Source organism: Actinomyces sp. HPA0247, assembly GCA_000411415.1.
Lineage (GTDB): Bacteria > Actinomycetota > Actinomycetes > Actinomycetales > Actinomycetaceae > Pauljensenia.
In genome coordinates this window covers 317808-333536 of sequence record KE150450.1, presented here as the reverse complement: position 1 = coordinate 333536, position 15729 = coordinate 317808, and the positions used below count along the sequence as shown (strand labels likewise).

At 67.3% G+C, this 15729-nt stretch carries 13 protein-coding genes; 11 read left to right on the top strand and 2 right to left on the bottom strand.

The features are described 5' to 3' along the window. Window positions 1-273 precede the first annotated feature (273 nt). The 11 genes from HMPREF1478_RS01330 (at window position 274) to tsaD (ending at window position 11371) form a co-directional block, all read left to right on the top strand. Window positions 274-1173: a GRP family sugar transporter gene (locus HMPREF1478_RS01330; RefSeq protein ID WP_016460295.1), complete on the top strand. Its 900-nt coding sequence runs from the start codon at window positions 274-276 to the stop codon at window positions 1171-1173. Between the two features lie 123 nt (window positions 1174-1296). Further along, entirely contained in the window at window positions 1297-3069 is a 1773-nt protein-coding gene (locus HMPREF1478_RS01325) for a bifunctional ADP-dependent NAD(P)H-hydrate dehydratase/NAD(P)H-hydrate epimerase (RefSeq protein WP_034474788.1), read from the top strand. Between the two features lie 63 nt (window positions 3070-3132). Beyond that, window positions 3133-4407, top strand: coding sequence for an alanine racemase (gene alr, locus HMPREF1478_RS01320; RefSeq protein WP_016460293.1), 1275 nt, complete (start codon window positions 3133-3135; stop codon window positions 4405-4407). Then, window positions 4400-4975 carry a tRNA (adenosine(37)-N6)-threonylcarbamoyltransferase complex ATPase subunit type 1 TsaE gene (tsaE, locus tag HMPREF1478_RS01315; RefSeq protein ID WP_016460292.1) on the top strand — a complete coding sequence of 192 codons (576 nt, stop codon included), beginning with the start codon at window positions 4400-4402 and terminating at the stop codon, window positions 4973-4975. The genes alr and tsaE overlap by 8 nt, the downstream gene beginning before the upstream one ends. 9 nt (window positions 4976-4984) lie before the next feature. Then, on the top strand, window positions 4985-5680 hold the full coding sequence (gene tsaB, locus HMPREF1478_RS01310) for a tRNA (adenosine(37)-N6)-threonylcarbamoyltransferase complex dimerization subunit type 1 TsaB (RefSeq protein WP_016460291.1): 696 nt from the start codon (window positions 4985-4987) through the stop codon (window positions 5678-5680). Next, window positions 5677-6126 carry a ribosomal protein S18-alanine N-acetyltransferase gene (rimI, locus tag HMPREF1478_RS01305; protein ID WP_016460290.1) on the top strand — a complete coding sequence of 150 codons (450 nt, stop codon included), beginning with the start codon at window positions 5677-5679 and terminating at the stop codon, window positions 6124-6126. The genes tsaB and rimI overlap by 4 nt, the downstream gene beginning before the upstream one ends. Window positions 6127-6357: 231 nt before the next feature. Further along, window positions 6358-7071 carry a succinate dehydrogenase cytochrome b subunit gene (locus HMPREF1478_RS01300; protein WP_034474786.1) on the top strand — a complete coding sequence of 238 codons (714 nt, stop codon included), beginning with the start codon at window positions 6358-6360 and terminating at the stop codon, window positions 7069-7071. Window positions 7072-7087: 16 nt separating this feature from the next. Beyond that, on the top strand, window positions 7088-9067 hold the full coding sequence (locus tag HMPREF1478_RS01295; RefSeq protein WP_016460288.1) for a fumarate reductase/succinate dehydrogenase flavoprotein subunit: 1980 nt from the start codon (window positions 7088-7090) through the stop codon (window positions 9065-9067). Then, on the top strand, window positions 9064-9807 hold the full coding sequence (locus HMPREF1478_RS01290; RefSeq protein ID WP_016460287.1) for a succinate dehydrogenase/fumarate reductase iron-sulfur subunit: 744 nt from the start codon (window positions 9064-9066) through the stop codon (window positions 9805-9807). Before HMPREF1478_RS01295 ends, HMPREF1478_RS01290 begins: the two co-directional genes overlap by 4 nt. Before the next feature lie 189 nt (window positions 9808-9996). After that, window positions 9997-10251, top strand: coding sequence for a hypothetical protein (locus HMPREF1478_RS01285; RefSeq protein WP_016460286.1), 255 nt, complete (start codon window positions 9997-9999; stop codon window positions 10249-10251). A gap of 64 nt (window positions 10252-10315) precedes the next feature. Continuing rightward, complete coding sequence (gene tsaD, locus HMPREF1478_RS01280; RefSeq protein ID WP_051113402.1) at window positions 10316-11371, top strand: tRNA (adenosine(37)-N6)-threonylcarbamoyltransferase complex transferase subunit TsaD; 1056 nt, start codon at window positions 10316-10318, stop codon at window positions 11369-11371. Between the two features lie 13 nt (window positions 11372-11384). Here tsaD and HMPREF1478_RS01275 read toward each other — a convergent pair whose 3' ends face one another. Further along, window positions 11385-12956 carry an alpha/beta hydrolase gene (locus tag HMPREF1478_RS01275; RefSeq protein WP_016460284.1) on the bottom strand — a complete coding sequence of 524 codons (1572 nt, stop codon included), beginning with the start codon at window positions 12954-12956 and terminating at the stop codon, window positions 11385-11387. Continuing rightward, on the bottom strand, window positions 12953-15583 hold the full coding sequence (locus HMPREF1478_RS01270; protein WP_016460283.1) for a bifunctional lysylphosphatidylglycerol flippase/synthetase MprF: 2631 nt from the start codon (window positions 15581-15583) through the stop codon (window positions 12953-12955). Before HMPREF1478_RS01270 ends, HMPREF1478_RS01275 begins: the two co-directional genes overlap by 4 nt. Window positions 15584-15729: the final 146 nt, after the last annotated feature.

Genomic DNA, 15729 nt, shown 5'->3' with positions numbered 1-15729 from the left:
GTTCCTCATGTGGGACGAGGCCCGCGGCGCGTTTGCGGCCTATCTCCGCAGACACCCCCACCCGGGTGTGCTGCGTCATCGAATGTGTCGCAGAGCGTGAAGGCATTCACGATGGCCCTGTGAAACAGTAGCCAAAACGGCTCATGTGATTGCGAGGGCGGGGGAGGGGACGACTAGCGTGGAAGACGCGGCGGGAAGCCCGTCGCACCCAACAACGCAAGTAAGCCCCGGCCTCGTGACACGACGGCCGCAACCACCCCGGGAGGTGCGCACATGACCCTGTCCATGATCCTTATCGGGATCCTGCCCTCTGTCTTCTTCGGTGTCGCTACGACGCTGATGGGAAAGACCGGCGGCTCAGACCGCCAGCGAGTCATGGGCGCAGTCCTCGGCGGCCTGCTCATGGCCGCCGTCGCCACCCCCTTCCTGCACCCCGCCTGGACGCCCCTGAACCTGGGCGTCTCCTTCCTGACCGGCCTGCTCCTCGGCGTCGGCGTGTGCGATCAGCTGCGCTCCTACTCGGTCCTGGGCATGAGCCGCACGATGCCGCTGTCCACCGGCGGCCAGCTCGTCCTCATGTCCCTGGCCGGCATCGCGATCTTCGGCGAGTGGCTCCACGGCGGCGCGCTGCCCTACGGCATCGCCGCCATCGTGGTCCTCATCGTCGGCATCTGGTTCCTGTCGCGCTCCGAGTCCGGCTCCGACGCTGCTTCCCTCGACTGGAAGCGTGGCGCCTTCCTGCTGACGACCTCGACGCTGGGCCTCGTGGCGTTTCCCCTCATCATTAAGTGGTTTGATATCCAGCCCGCGGAGTTCCTCCTGCCCCAGGCGATCGGCTACACCGTGTACTGCGCGATCTTCTTCGCGATCCAGGGCCGCGGCGGCGTGGCCCCCGAGGACTCGCTGCGTCACCGCCGCATGGTCCCCTCGATTTTCAATGGCGTCCTGTGGGGCACCGCCATCCTGCTGCTCCAGCTCAACTCCAACAAGCTGGGCGCGGGCACGGGCTTTACCCTCTCCCAGCTGGGAATCCTCATCTCCACGCCGCTGGGCATCCTGTGGCTCCACGAGACTCGCACGCGCAAGGAGCTGCGCTGGACCATCATCGGCGTCGCTCTCGTCATCGTGGGCGCGGTCCTCGCGGGGGTCGCCAAGACCCTCGACGTCGCCTGATCGGGGCGGCGACTATCTGAACATCTGACGGCGGCGGGGCGTGTGCCTCGCCGCCGTGTTTGTTAGCCTCTTCCCCCTCACCCGCTGCCCTGCGAGGGACGGCACGTGTGGGAGAATGACCCCATGTTGATTCTGGACGGTCGCGCCCTGTCTTTCGCCGAAGCCCGAGACATTGAACGTGAGCACGTGACAGCCGCCGCGGCGGAAGGCGACCCAGACCGCTACATGCGCCAGGTCGCCGAGAAGGTCGCCGATCGCGTCCGCTACTTGTCCGATCCGCTTGCGTGGCTCTGGGACATACCGGAGGCGGCCGCCATCTCCAGGCTGCGAGACGATATCGGCCTTGACGAGGCGGCGGCCCGCATCGAAGACTTGGATACCTGCGTAGCCGCATTCGTCGGCGGAGGCGACAACGGAGGTGATGCCCTGTACGCGTGCGCGCTGCTGGCGGAGCAGGGGATGGTTGTCACAGCATTTCTGCTCAAGCCCACCTGTCATGCGCGCGGCCTGGCTGCGGCTCGAGAAGCGGGCGTCGGCATCGTGGAACTGGGCGGGCGCTCCCTGCGCTCCATCGTAGGGACACCCGAGTGGGGCACCATCTGCGGTGCGCGCCTGTGGATCGACGGAATCGTGGGCATCGGTTCACGCGGTCCCCTCACCGGTGAGCTTGCGGATACGGTGACGTGCCTGAACGACGCGATGCGCGCGCACCCGAAGAAAGTGATTGCCATCGATGTACCGTCGGGCCTGACCGATGACGACGGTGCGGTCCGCGGTCCGATTCTGCGAGCCACGCACACCCTCGCGGTTGGCACCTACAAGCGCGCACAGATCCTGCCACCCGCCGTCGAATACTCCGGCGAGGTGAGGCTCATGCGAATGTATTGGAGCGAGGTGGCCACGAGCACGCGTCCCGACGCTGACGGAACGATCGGCGCGGGCGACATCTACTACTACGACGATGAATATCGCGCCCACTCCGCCGTGCCCGTTCCCGCATTCTCGGACGACAAGTACGCGCGCGGCGTTGTCGGCCTCGTCGCCGGCTCCGACACCTATCCGGGCGCGGGTATTCTCGCCACGCGCGGAGCGCTAGCCGCGGGCGTGGGTATGGCGCGCCTCAACTCGACCCGGCGCGTCCAGGATCTCGTGCTGGCCGACCAGCCGGGCGTCGTGATGGTCGGGGGACGCATTCAGGCGGCACTTATCGGGCCCGGCCTGGACGAGGAGCGCCGCGAGGACGCGCTCGAACTCGCGCAGTTCTGCGGGACGTCGGGCCTTCCCCTCGTCATTGACGCGTGGGCGCTTGACCTCGTCCCCGAGCTTCTCGGCTCGCTCACCGCTGATGCCACCGTGCTCACCCCGCACTACGGCGAGGCGGCGCGCCTGCTGAGCGCGCTCGGAACGCCGATCACGAAGCGCGAGGTCGCGGCCTCCCCCCTGCGCTACGCTCGCGCCCTCCACGAGGCCACGGGCTGCCACATTGTCCTCAAGGGCCCCGTGACGATCGTCTACTCCTTCGAATACGTCGCCGTCGACGCGGAGGAAAACTCCGCTACCAGCGTTGACGGGACCGGCAGCGGCGCGGACGCGCGCCCCGAGCTCACGCGCGTCTACGAACCCACGGTCAGTGCGACAAGCACGTCCTGGGCCGGCATCGCAGGCAACGGTGACGTCCTGGCAGGTTTCATCGCGGGAATCCTGGCGCGCGCCAGTGCGCGAGCAAGCGCTGGCTCTCGCTCGCAGTGCGTGACCTCGGCGCGCCTCTCGGCAGCCGTGTGTCTGCACGCCCGCGCGGCCGACGCTGCCGCGAATCAACACAACGGCGGCGCCCCCATTCAAGCCAGCGACATTGCGGCCGCGATTCCCTCCGTCCTGGCCGACCGCAGGCCGTAACACGTCAGACGCCGCTGGCTTCGGTGGCGCTGCGCGGTCTCTCTCGCGTGAGATACTAGGGGAGTGACTGTCACAGACATTCAAAGCGAGGGACGGGGATACCCGTCGCAGGCAGCCGTCGACCTGGCCGCCATCAAGCACAATCTGAGTGTCCTGCGGGCCGCAGCCCCGGACACGCTCCAGCTCGCCACCGTCAAGGCGAACGCCTACGGGCACGGGCTCGTCCCCGTCGCGCTCGCGGCCCTTGAGGGAGGCACCGATTGGCTGGGCGTCGCTCAGCTGGCCGAGGCATTCGCGCTGCGCCGAGGCCTCGATGAGGCTGGCATTGCCCGCGCGGACGCGCCCGTTCTCGCGTGGATTTCCACCTCCTCCTCCGACTTCGCGGCCGCGATCGAGGCCGACATCGACCTGTCCGTGTCGTGGACGTGGGTCCTCGCCGACATCTGCGCCGCCGCCCGAGCGGTTGGCCGCCCCGCCCGCGTCCACGTCAAGATCGACACCGGCATGTCCCGCGCCGGCTCCACCCTCGCCGACCTGCCCGCCCTGGCCTCGGCCCTGCGCATGGCCGCAGACGACGGCCTCGTCGACATTGTGGGCGCGTGGAGCCACATGTCGCGCGCCGACGATCCCAGCGCGGCGGGCAACGCCTCGACCGCGAACCACGTGCGCATCTTCGAGGAGGGCCTGGCGATCCTCGCCGACGCCGGCATCACCCCGCGCATCCGTCACCTCTCCGCGACGTCGGGCATCCTGTGGCATCCCGAGGCCCACTACGACATGGTCCGCGTCGGCATCGGCATGTACGGCCTGAGCCCCGACCCCGCGGTCGCGACGGCCGACGAACTCGGTCTTATCCCCGCCCTCGAGCTGCGCGCCCCGCTGACCTCCGTCAAGGTCATCGAAGAGGGCACCCCCGCCTCGTACGGGGGAACCTGGGTCGCGCCCACGCGCCGGTGGATCGGCCTCGTGCCCCTCGGCTACGGCGACGGCATCTTCCGCGCGGCCTCCAATAATGCTCGCGTCGTCGTTCGCACCGAGGCCGGCCTCCTCAATGCACCGCTCGTCGGACGCGTGTGCATGGACCAATTCATGGTCGATCTCGGTCCCGCCGAGGGAGAGCCCGGAACCCCGACCGCGCGCAGCGGGGATGCCCCTGCGGCCGTGGGGGACACCGCCGTCTTGTTTGGCACGGGCGCGCTCGGCGAACCCCTGGCCGATGAATGGGCGGACGCTGCCTCTACCATCAACTACGAGATCGTCACCAACCTCGGGGCCCACATTCCGCGCGCCTACCGGGACGACACAGCGCACACGCAGGAGAAGAACACGCATGAGTGACACAATCACCGCCACGTTCCAGGTGTCAACGAGCGACGCAGACCAGACACGCGCGCTCGGCGAAGACCTCGGGCGGATTCTCGCCGCCGGAGACCTCGTCATGCTCTCGGGCGGCCTCGGCGCGGGCAAGACCACCCTCACCCAGGGCATCGGCATCGGCATGGGAGTGCGCGGTCGCGTGGCCTCGCCGACCTTCATCGTCGCGCGCGTGCACCCCTCCTTAAGCGGTGGCCCCGACCTCATCCATGCGGACGCATACCGCATCAAGGACCTCAGCGACCTCGAGACCCTCGACCTCGACTCATCCCTCGACGAGGCCGTGACCGTCGTCGAGTGGGGCGAAGGCAAAACCGAGGCCATGAGCGACGAACGCCTCTCCATCGAGGTGCGCCGCGCATCCGGCGGGCAGGCCGACACCGACGGCGACATCATCGACCTGGAGCACATGGACGACGGTACGCGCCTCATCGTCCTGCGCGCCCACGGCCACCGCTGGGACGGCGTGCTTGACGCCGTTGTCGCTGCCCACGGCGGTCGTCGCATCGACGAGCCCGACACCGACGAGTAGGATCACACCGTGCGAGAGATAGCCCTGGACACCCAAGCCGCCACCACCGTCGCCATCGTCGACAACGGTAGCGTCATCGCCCGCGCCCACAACGATTCTGGGCGCCACCACGCCGAATCGATCACCCCGCTCGTGCGCGAGGCCCTCGAGGCCGCCGGACTGCCCGCCCAGCTCGGGGACGCGGGCATCGACCGCATCCTCGTGGGCACCGGCCCCGCGCCCTTCACCGGCCTGCGCGCTGGCCTCGTCTCCGCCCGCGTCCTCGCCGCCGTGGCAGGCGTGCCCGCGTACGGCGTGTCCGCCCTCGACGTCATTGCCCGCCAGGGCCTCGACCTGCTCGCCCCCGACACCCGCGTCTACGCGATAGCCGACGCGCGCCGCCGCGAACTCTACTGGGGTTCCTATGTGGCCGCCGGACCCGACGACGTCACCCTCGAAGGACGCCTTGAGGTGGGGGACGTGTCCGCGCTGCTGAGCGCCATGCGCTCTGCCCCCGGCCTCGTCGTGGCCGGAGCGCCGATCCCCGCGCACAGCGCCGACGCGCTCGCTCGCGCCGACCTCGGCCCCCAGGTGAGCCTCGATCCCGCGGTCATGAGCCGCATCGTCGCCACGCGCCTATCGCGCGGCGAGGAGGACCGCCTGCGCACCGATCCGCTCTACCTGCGTCGCCCGGACATCCAGGGCCAGCCCACCGCCCGCCTGTGAACGCCGCGCTGCGCGTCGCGGGGCCAGACGACCTCGAACTGTTCGCAGCTCTCGAGGCCGAGGTCTTCGCCGAAGACCCCTGGACTCCCTACATGATCGCCGAGGAGCTCTCCTCCCCGGCCTCGCGCTACTGGATCGCCACTGATGACGCGGGGGAGGTCGTCGGATACGGCGGCGCCAAGGTCGGGGGAGACCAGGCTGACGTCATGACGATCGGCGTGCGCTCCTACGCACGCGGACAAGGCTTTGGGGCGGCCATCCTCGATACCCTCCTGGATTGGTCTCGCGAGGCCGGGGCGCGCGAAATCTTCCTCGACGTTCGACCCTCGAACGAGGGGGCCATCGGCCTGTACGAGTCGCGCGGATTCGTCGAAATTGGGCGCCGTCCCCGCTACTTCCACAACCCCGTCGAAGAGGCCGTCGAGATGAGGGCATCCCTGACCTGAGCGGATGCGACGACCACCACTAAATAGGTGCAGTCGATGTATCAAAATTCGTGTCTTTCGGCCCCTGTTTATGGGGCCGATGGTCCTAGGTGTTGTCCTTGCAATCGCTGGGCAAGGGGCGCGCGATAACCGCGGAAAATAGCGGAAAATGACAGCGTGTCGACAAGGGGCGCGCGGGTCCTCGTGCCATGGTCCTACGAGGTGGACGAAAAGCGTCGATATGCTCATTCCATGGCCACTCAAAATGTCGCAACGAAGAAGCGCCGCGCGTGGACCACCAGCGTCTTTATTAAGCAGCTGATGGCCGTCTCGGGCTTCGTTTTCGTTTTCTTCTTGCTGTTCCACTCCTACGGCAACCTCAAGATGTTCCTGGGTGCGCAGGTCTACAACGACTACGCGCACTGGCTGCATGAAGAGGCTTTCGTGCCGATCTTCCCGCACGGCGGATTCATCTGGGTCTTCCGCGCCGCCATGGTGCTGATGCTCGTCATCCACCTGTGGGCTGCCGCCTACACCTGGAAGCGTTCGCGCCGCGCCCGCTCCACCCGCTACGTCGTGAAGAAGTCCGTCACGGACTCCTACGCGGCCCGCACCATGCGCATGAGCGGTGTCCTCATCCTGCTGATCCTGATCTTCCACATCGCTCACTTCACGACCGTGAGCCTGCCCGCGAAGGTCGCGAACTTCGGCGCTGACGTCACCACTCCTTACGACCGCATGATCGCGTCCTTCCAGTCGCCGGTCCTCGTGATCCTCTACGCCGTGTTCGTCGGTTGCGCGTGCATCCACGTGTCCCACGGCTTCTGGTCCATGTTCCAGTCGCTCGGCTGGGTGCGTCCCGCGACCCGCAAGCCTCTGGTTGTCCTGTCGGGCCTGGTTGGTCTGGTCATCTTCGTGATGTTCATGGCCCCGCCCGTCGCCATCGTCACCGGCTTGATCCACTGAGGAAGGGCACGCAATCATGACCGATACACTCATCCACGGCCTGTACCGTGAAGGCGAGAAGATCGCCGATACGAAGGCCTCCCACGACGTTCCGATCGCGCAGCGCTGGGAGCAGCGTAAGTTCACCGCCGCGCTGGTCAACCCCGCTAACCGCCGCAAGCTGCGCGTCATCATCGTCGGCTCCGGCCTGGCAGGCGGCGCCGCAGCCGCCTCGCTCGGCGAAATGGGCTACAACGTCGACGTGTTCTTCTACCAGGACTCCGCCCGCCGCGCGCACTCCATCGCCGCGCAGGGTGGTATCAACGCCGCGAAGAACTACCGCAACGACAACGACTCCGTCTACCGTCTTTTCTACGACACGGTCAAGGGCGGCGACTACCGCGCCCGTGAGGACAACGTCTACCGCCTCGCCGAGGTCAGCGCCAACATCATCGACCAGTGCGTCGCGCAGGGCGTTCCCTTCGCCCGCGAGTACGGCGGCCTCCTCGACAACCGCTCCTTCGGTGGCGTGCAGGTGTCCCGTACGTTCTACGCGCGTGGCCAGACCGGCCAGCAGCTCCTGATCGGCGCCTACCAGGCGCTCGAGCGTCAGGTAGCCGCGGGCACCGTCACCGAGCACTCGCGTCACGAAATGGTCGAGCTCATCGTCGACGAGGGCAAGGCGCGCGGCATCATCGCCCGCGACATGTCCACCGGCAAGCTCGAGACCTTCATCGCTGACGCGGTCGTCCTGGCGACCGGTGGCTACGGCAACGTGTTCTTCCTGTCCACCAACGCGATGGGCTGCAACGCGACCGCCATCTGGCGTGCGTACCGCAAGGGCGCCTACTTCGGCAACCCCTGCTTCACGCAGATCCACCCCACGTGCATCCCCCAGCACGGCGACCAGCAGTCGAAGCTGACCCTCATGTCGGAGTCGCTGCGTAACGACGGCCGCATCTGGGTGCCCAAGCGCGCCGAGGACTGCGAGAAGGACCCGCGCGACATCCCCGAAGAGGACCGCGACTACTACCTGGAGCGCATCTACCCCTCCTTCGGTAACCTCGTGCCCCGCGATATCGCGTCGCGCCAGGCCAAGAACATGTGCGACGAGGGCCGTGGCGTCGGCCCGAAGATCGACGGTGTCGCCCGCGGCGTCTACCTTGACTTCTCCGAGGCCATCTCCCGCATGGGCAAGGCGGCCGTCTCCGCGAAGTACGGCAACCTCTTCGACATGTACGAGCGCATCACGGGCGACAACCCCTACGAGGTGCCCATGCGCATCTACCCGGCCGTCCACTACACCATGGGTGGCCTGTGGGTTGACTACGACCTCGAGTCGAACCTGCCCGGCCTGTACGTGGCCGGCGAGGCGAACTTCTCCGACCACGGCGCTAACCGCCTGGGTGCCTCGGCGCTCATGCAGGGCCTGTCGGACGGCTACTTCGTCCTTCCCAACACGATCAACGACTACCTGGCGCACTGCTTCCACCTGCCCAAGCTGGACGAGAACTCGCCTTCCGTCAAGGAAGCTCTCGAGTCCGCTCAGGGACGCATCGACACCCTCATGTCGATCAATGGCACTCGCTCCGTGGATTCGTTCCACAAGGAGCTGGGCAAGATCATGTGGGAGTACTGCGGTATGGAGCGCACCGAGGCGGGCCTGAAGAAGGCCATCGGTATGATCCGTGAGCTGCGTGCCGACTACTGGAAGAACGTTCGCGTTCCCGGCAAGTCGATCGGCGAACTCAACCAGTCCCTCGAGAAGGCCGGCCGCGTGGCTGACTTCATGGAGCTGGGCGAGCTCATGTGCATCGACGCCCTGCACCGCGAAGAGTCGTGTGGTGGCCACTTCCGCGCGGAGTCCCAGACTCCCGAGGGCGAGGCCCTGCGTCACGACGACAAGTTCCTGTACGTGGCGGCCTGGGAGTTTGCCGGTGACGGCGAGCCCCCGATCCTCCACAAGGAAGACCTGATTTACAACGACATCGAGCTGAAGCAGCGGAGCTACAAGTGAACCTGACACTGAGGATCTGGCGCCAAAACGGTCCCGAAGACAAGGGCGCAATTCATGAATACCAGGTGAAGGGAATCTCGGAAGAGTCCTCGTTCCTGGAGATGCTCGACGTCCTGAACGAAGAGCTCTTCGCACGCGGCGAGGAACCCATCGCCTTCGACTCCGACTGTCGCGAGGGTATCTGCGGTCAGTGTGGCATCGTCATCAACGGTATCGCGCACGGCCCGGAGGTCACCACGACCTGCCAGCTGCACATGCGTTCCTTCAACGACGGTGACGTCATCACGATCGAGCCGTGGCGTGCAGAGGGCTTCCCGATCATCAAGGACCTCGTGGTCAACCGCTCCGCGCTGGATCGCATCATCCAGGCCGGCGGCTACATTTCCGTGAACACGGGTGCAGCCCCCGACGCGCACGCGACCCCGGTCCCGAAGCAGGACGCGGATCGCGCGTTCGAGGCTGCCGCCTGCATCGGCTGTGGTGCATGCGTGGCTGCCTGCCCGAACGCGTCCGCGATGCTGTTCACCTCCGCGAAGGTCACGCACCTCGGCCTGCTCCCGCAGGGCAAGCCCGAGAACTACAAGCGCGTGGTCAACATGCTCAACCAGATGGACGAGGAGGGCTTCGGCTCCTGCTCGAACATCGGTGAGTGCGCGGCGGTGTGCCCCAAGCAGATCCCGCTCGACGTGATCGCAAACCTCAACCGCCAGCTCGGCAAGGCCGCCTTCAAGGGCGTCTGATCGATCTGGAGTGGCCTCATGGAGGGCCCGGCGCGTATGCGCCGGGCCCTCTCGCGTCGTGACCCCCATAACCCGCCGTAGTCTCCTTCTCGTGGGGGCCTCGGCGCAGCCTTATCCAAAGTGCCAATCATGCGGCGGTGCGGGGCGTATGATGAAGAAAGGATCATCGGCTCAGAGAGGAGTCCTGCCATGCACTTCGATGAAACCGGCCCGAACACGCACACGCGGCGCTACTGGGTCAGCGCGACCATCGGCATCACGGCGATGATTGTCTTTGCGATCCTGTCGATCCTCCTGCTCCTGGGTGTTCTCTTCGGGTCGCCTCAGATCAAGCCGATCGCGGATTCGCTGTTCCCGTGGAGCCTGCTGGTCTTTGCCGTTGCGGGTGTCGCGATGTTCGTTGCGAACGCGCGTTCCGGGGATCAGGTCGACGTCGACTCCTGACTCATCGGGCTGCGCGCCCGCGCGTGTGCGGCGGCGCCCGCACGTGCGTCCTAAACTAGGGGACGTGAGTGAACCCCTGGTCCTTGGTATTGAGTCAACCTGCGATGAGACCGGCGTCGGCCTCGTGCGTGGCACGCAGCTGCTTGTCGACCGCACGGCGACGTCGATGGATGAGTACGCGCGTTACGGCGGCATCATCCCCGAGATTGCGTCGCGCGCGCACCTTGAGTCCTTCCTGCCGACGCTGCACGCCGCGCTCGACGAGGCAGGCGTCACCCTTGCGGACGTCGACGCGATCGCGGTGGCCGCTGGACCGGGCCTCGTCGGCTCTCTGACTGTTGGTATTTGCGCGGCGAAGGCCCTGGCCTCGTCCCTGGGCAAGCCCCTGTACGGCGTCAACCATGTGATCGGTCACCTCGCGGTCGATAAGCTCGCCGAGGGACCGCTGCCCGATCACTTTATCGGCCTCGTGGTCTCGGGCGGGCATTCGAACATCCTCGAGATCCGGAACATCGCGACGGACGTCGTCGAGCTCGGCGGAACCCTGGACGATGCTGCCGGTGAGGCCTTCGACAAGGTCGGGCGTCTCCTTGACCTGCCCTACCCGGGCGGCCCGCACGTGGACCGCCTCTCCCAGCAGGGGGACCGCGAGGCGATCCGTTTCCCGCGCGGCCTGGCCGCAGGCAAGGACAAGGAACGCCATAAGTACGACTTCTCGTTCTCGGGACTGAAGACGGCTGTCGCCCGCTACATCGAGGGTGCGACCGCCCGAGGTGAGAGTGTCAGCAAGGAAAACGTCTGCGCGGCGTTCTCTGAGGCTGTCAACGACTCTCTCACCGCGAAGGCTGTGCGCGCGGCGCTGGACACCGGGTGCAACACGATCGTCGTGGGCGGTGGTTTCTCCGCGAATTCGCGCCTGCGCGCCCTCCTGACGGAGCGAGCCGAGGCCGCGGGTGTCGCCGTGCGTATGCCTCCGCTGCGCTTCTGCACGGACAACGGCGCTCAGATCGCTGCGATTGGCTCGGAGCTGGTCGCCGCAGGCCTGCCGCCCTCGGACTGGGATTTCTCCCCGGACTCGGGCATGGAGCTGACGACGACCTACATGGCGCCCCGCGCCTGAAGCTGGCGCGCTGTTAGCGCAGACCAGCCACGAAGCTTTCGGCGATCGAGCTCCACGAGGTGTAGAAGCCACCCACCATGTTGGAGGCAATGCCGATGAGTGCTGCGGCGCTCCCGACCGCGGCGCCCAGGGCGGTGAGCCGTCCCAGGTATGCGAGCGCGCTGAGCGCTGGGCGGGGGAGTGCGTTGAACCGACCCGAGCGCTGTGCGCGGTGACGTGCGTGGTGCTCGCCGTGCTCCTCGTCGGTCCCCTCTGTGTGGCGCTGTAGCTGCCAGCGCGGCGCGAAGTGCCAGGCGAGGACGAGGGAGATCAGAACCCCGACGATGAGGATGCCGAGCGTCACGTAGCCGTTCGGAGCGGTTGGCCGAACTTCGTGGGTCACGGTGGTCACCGGCTCGACGGATTCGTAGGCCTCGGATGACTGAGCGGTAGCCGCCGTCGGCGTGGAACCTACGGCGCGGGCGACGCGATCAGAAGAACCCCACCAGGCCAGCATGTTGGGGATGTGTTCGCTCCAGAGGGGGCCCGTATGTCCGCCGGTCGGCGGGACATCCGTGGTGACCGAGTCAGGATCTTTGACGGCCGAGGCCATCTTGAGGGCGGTGTAGGCGCCGCCGACCGCGTCGTCCCCGGCGGCCATCGCGTAGATGCGCAGCCCGTCCGGCGTGCGATTCGCCAGCATGGTCGACAGCGTGTTGTCGGCGAGGTACTGGTCCCCCTGATTGGTCATCTGTCCCTCGATCTGCGTGTCGTAGCCGGACAGCGACGCGGCGGCCCCGTAGGTCTGCGGGGTGCGCAGAGCGGTCCAAATCGCGCAGTAGGCGCCCGCGGAGAAGCCGCCGATCATCCAGCCATCGCGGTTGGACGTCGTGTTGGGGAAGTTGTGCCGAATCATCTCGGGGACGTCGTGGGAGACCCACGTGTACACGGCTGGGCGCCCTTCGATGTCAGCGCAGTCGTGCGCTTCCTCATCGACGTTGAGACCGGGGGCGACGACGATCGCCGGCGGGATGATGCCTGCGGCAATGGCCTTGTCCAGTTCCTGTTGGATGCCGAGGCCTTGCAGGATTCCGTCGGGGCCGCCCGGGTAACCGTGTAGGAGCTCGATGACGCCGTAGGTCTTGCCGTCAGTCGTCGAATATCCGGTCGGCGTAATGACGTCGACCGGTTGGGTGATCCCGCTCGATGGGCCGGTCCAGGTGGTTTCCAGCATTCCGTCGTCGGCGGTCGTGAAGGTTGCGTCGAGTTCGGATGCGGAAGCTGACTGCGCCTCGACGTCGGCCTCGCCCCCGGTCTGGGTGGCCGAGCCGACGACGGTCGACATGATGAGATTTCCCAGGTCGCCGCTGGTTTTCACGAGGACGAGCGAACGATTGAAGACCAGCCCACCCGCCGACGCGAGGAGGATTGTGGGGACGAGGAGGATGGCGGTGCGACCCAGCCATCGCCTCGCGCGTCCCGGGCAACGCGAGGGCTCAGAGCGCGCCAGCAGGGCCGCCCCTCCCAGCAGGGCGACGAGGGCGAGCGCTCCGACAACGACGAGGGTTGTCAGCGAGGTCAGCGGGATGTTTCCAATAAGGCTCATTGCTTGTCCTTCCCGGCCTGGGCCTGCGCGACCTCGCGTGAGGCCGCGCGCGTGGACCGCAGATCGCCGACGCCTTTCGCAGCGAGTTTGGCCAGTCCGCCGCTGACCGAAGCGACGAGCGTGAGGGTCTGCGCGGGGGATACGTGGGGCACGTATGCGTGCGAGATGGCCAGGCCGACGGTTGCGAGCGAGGCCGGATCCGGAACCGCCAGATAGAGGGACTGTGTGCGGGGCTTGAACTTGCGCTTGAACGCGTGCAGCGATGTGAAGCCGTAGAGCGGCTCCATGATGGCCGCAAGTGCGTCGGTGAGAGGCCCGAACGCCGAGGTGTCGTCGGCCGAGCGCGACAGGGGAGCGCCCGACAGGGAGAGGATCTCCAGGCCTTCCTCCTGTGCGGCCAGGGCGGCCTTGCCGATGAGGAACTCGATCGCGGGGCGCCACCCGCTTGCGCGCCGACGCATGACGTCCAGGGTGAGGCCGATGACCGTTCCGTCGCGGTAGATGGGCAGCCATGAGGTGACGGCGTGGATCGTCGATTCCTCGTCGATGGCGACCAGGATGCGTGTTTCGGGAACCGCGAGTTCGCGCACGCCACCGAGCGTAAAGCTCATCTCGGGCAGGGCCTTGTCGGCGCTCCACGTGTCGGAAATGACCGTGATCTGGTCGCGCCATCCCGCCGGGCACTCGTCCCAGGTGGTCCACACAGCCGACACACCCTCGCGGGTCGCGTGGTTCATGGCGGTGCGCACGTCCTGGTAGGCCTTGCCCCTAAAGGCGAGATCGGGCAGGTCGAGCAGGGATTCTTCGGCGACCTGCATGATCGTCCAGCCCTCCTCGCGCGCGGCCTGCGCGAGTTCCTCGTGGACCGAGTAGAGCGCGGGGGTCAGGCCCGCGGAGGACGCGAAGGACGCGAACTGTGCGATGGCTTCGGTGGCCTTGCCCGGTTCGTACGCGAGGTCGGTGACCGTCAGCGCGACGCCGCCCGACCCGCGGTAGGCGGCCCCCGCCTCGCCCGACTCAGACACCCACACCTGGTTGCCCGCCCACGTTTGCATCCATCCGAGCGTGCCGCCGCCGTGGGCGCGCAGGAGCGGCGTGAGGCGCTCGAGCGGTGAGGACTGCGGGATACGAGGCCTGGCCAGCAGCGCGCTCAGGATGATCACGAGCGTGCCCACCCAGGCGACGAGGGGCACCCACTGGACCGGTGCCTCGGCGAAGAGGGTCATCGGAACGAGGGACGGCTCGAAGATCGAGGCGGTTGCCGTGGGGAGCAGAGCGAGCAGGTAGTCGTGGAAGATCTGCAGTGGTGAGGCGTAGTCGGTGACAGTGAGCTCATCGCCGGAGTTGAGAGCGTCGAGGGGGACGAACGAGTCGCTCGTGAGGAAACCAAGGACGAGGACAGCGCCCGCGCAGGCCGCCATGAGGATCAGCCAGCGGCGCAGCAGGGTCGAGGTCGTGGAAGGCACCGCGTGGATGGTGAAGGCGCGGCGCACCGACCACGTGATGGCGCACAGGGCGATGTTGAGGATGACGGGGACGAGGAGGAGCGACGCCGTGGTCACGAGCTCGGGCCTGGCCATGCCGTTCTCGTCGGTGCCCTGGGCGAGGGCAGTAGCCGTCGACGCGACGGTCGAGAGGCCGAGAACGAGCTGCAGGATGAGGGTGCCGTAGTAGGCGGCGCGACGGCCCTTACGCAAGCCGTAGGCGAAGATGAGCTGAAGCGTGATGGGTGCCAGACACAGGAGGGTTGCGATGATGCCCGTGCGTCCTTCGAGCCACCACGCCGGTCCCAGCGACCAGCGCATCTGCCCGAGAGGGCCCTCGGGGGACGAGGCCACGACCGTCAGGGTAGCCGCGCACGCCCAACACAGGGCGGAGACGGAGGCGAGCTGGCGGCCGATCGTGATGTCGTCGAGGGAGTCGGTGCGCGGGCCGCGCACGCCAGCAAGCCGCGCGGCCACCATGCCCGCGAGGAGAGCCCACACGCGCGCGTAGGAGATCGCGGACCCGAGGATTGCGGCAGATAGGACGAGGATGCCGATGAGAAGGAAGTGTGCGCGCCAGCGCCAGTGGGAGGCCAGCGATTGCGCGGCCGCACCCACGAGCGCGACGAGGACGAGGCTGGTGCCCCACAGGCTTCCCGCGTCGATGGTCTGTCCCCAGGTGGCGAACACGCGCGTGAGCGTCGGAAGCGTCAGCCAGGTGGCGGCGACGCCGACGATCTGTCCGGCTGCGGCGGCGGCGATCCATGCGCGGGTACCCAGGTGCCGCTCGGCCGCGCCGCCCGCGACGATCATGACGATGATGCCGAGCACAGCCGTCGCGATGAAGTTGCCGGGAACCGCGCCGACGGAGGAGAGAATGGCCCACCAGTGGGGGCTGGACGGGTCGGCTTCGAGGGCCTGAAACTGGCCGCGCCACACCCAGTAGGACGCCGAGGCGATCATGAGCGCAACGGTCAGGACCGCAGTGGCGGGGCAGCGCGAGAGCCAGCGGACGGTGAGTCGCGTGAGTGAGGAGAGTAGGAGCCAGAGTGTCTGCAGGGTGGCGCCGATCGGGGCGAGGATCTTGGCGAGCGCAGATGGTTCGTGCTCAGATTCGGGTGACTGCGTTGCTTCCTGCACCACGGGCGAGTGTCCTCTCAGCGTCTGTTTTTCTGCTGCTCCAAGGATACGGCGGTGTTCTGGGAGTGCGCTGACAGTGCGCTGGGAACGTGTGGCGATGACGACAGTTGCCCCACGCCCGGGTGGAGGCGTGGGGCAACTTGTTGCAC

What these genes read in the sequence shown, in the direction of transcription:
- HMPREF1478_RS01330 (WP_016460295.1), top strand. Translation starts at nt 274, where the DNA reads ATGACCCTGTCCATGATCCTTATCGGGATCCTGCCCTCTGTCTTCTTC.
- HMPREF1478_RS01325 (WP_034474788.1), top strand. Translation starts at nt 1,297, where the DNA reads ATGTTGATTCTGGACGGTCGCGCCCTGTCTTTCGCCGAAGCCCGAGAC.
- tsaE (WP_016460292.1), top strand. Translation starts at nt 4,400, where the DNA reads ATGAGTGACACAATCACCGCCACGTTCCAGGTGTCAACGAGCGACGCA.
- HMPREF1478_RS01300 (WP_034474786.1), top strand. Translation starts at nt 6,358, where the DNA reads ATGGCCACTCAAAATGTCGCAACGAAGAAGCGCCGCGCGTGGACCACC.
- HMPREF1478_RS01295 (WP_016460288.1), top strand. Translation starts at nt 7,088, where the DNA reads ATGACCGATACACTCATCCACGGCCTGTACCGTGAAGGCGAGAAGATC.
- HMPREF1478_RS01285 (WP_016460286.1), top strand. Translation starts at nt 9,997, where the DNA reads ATGCACTTCGATGAAACCGGCCCGAACACGCACACGCGGCGCTACTGG.
- HMPREF1478_RS01275 (WP_016460284.1), bottom strand. Translation starts at nt 12,956, where the DNA reads ATGAGCCTTATTGGAAACATCCCGCTGACCTCGCTGACAACCCTCGTC.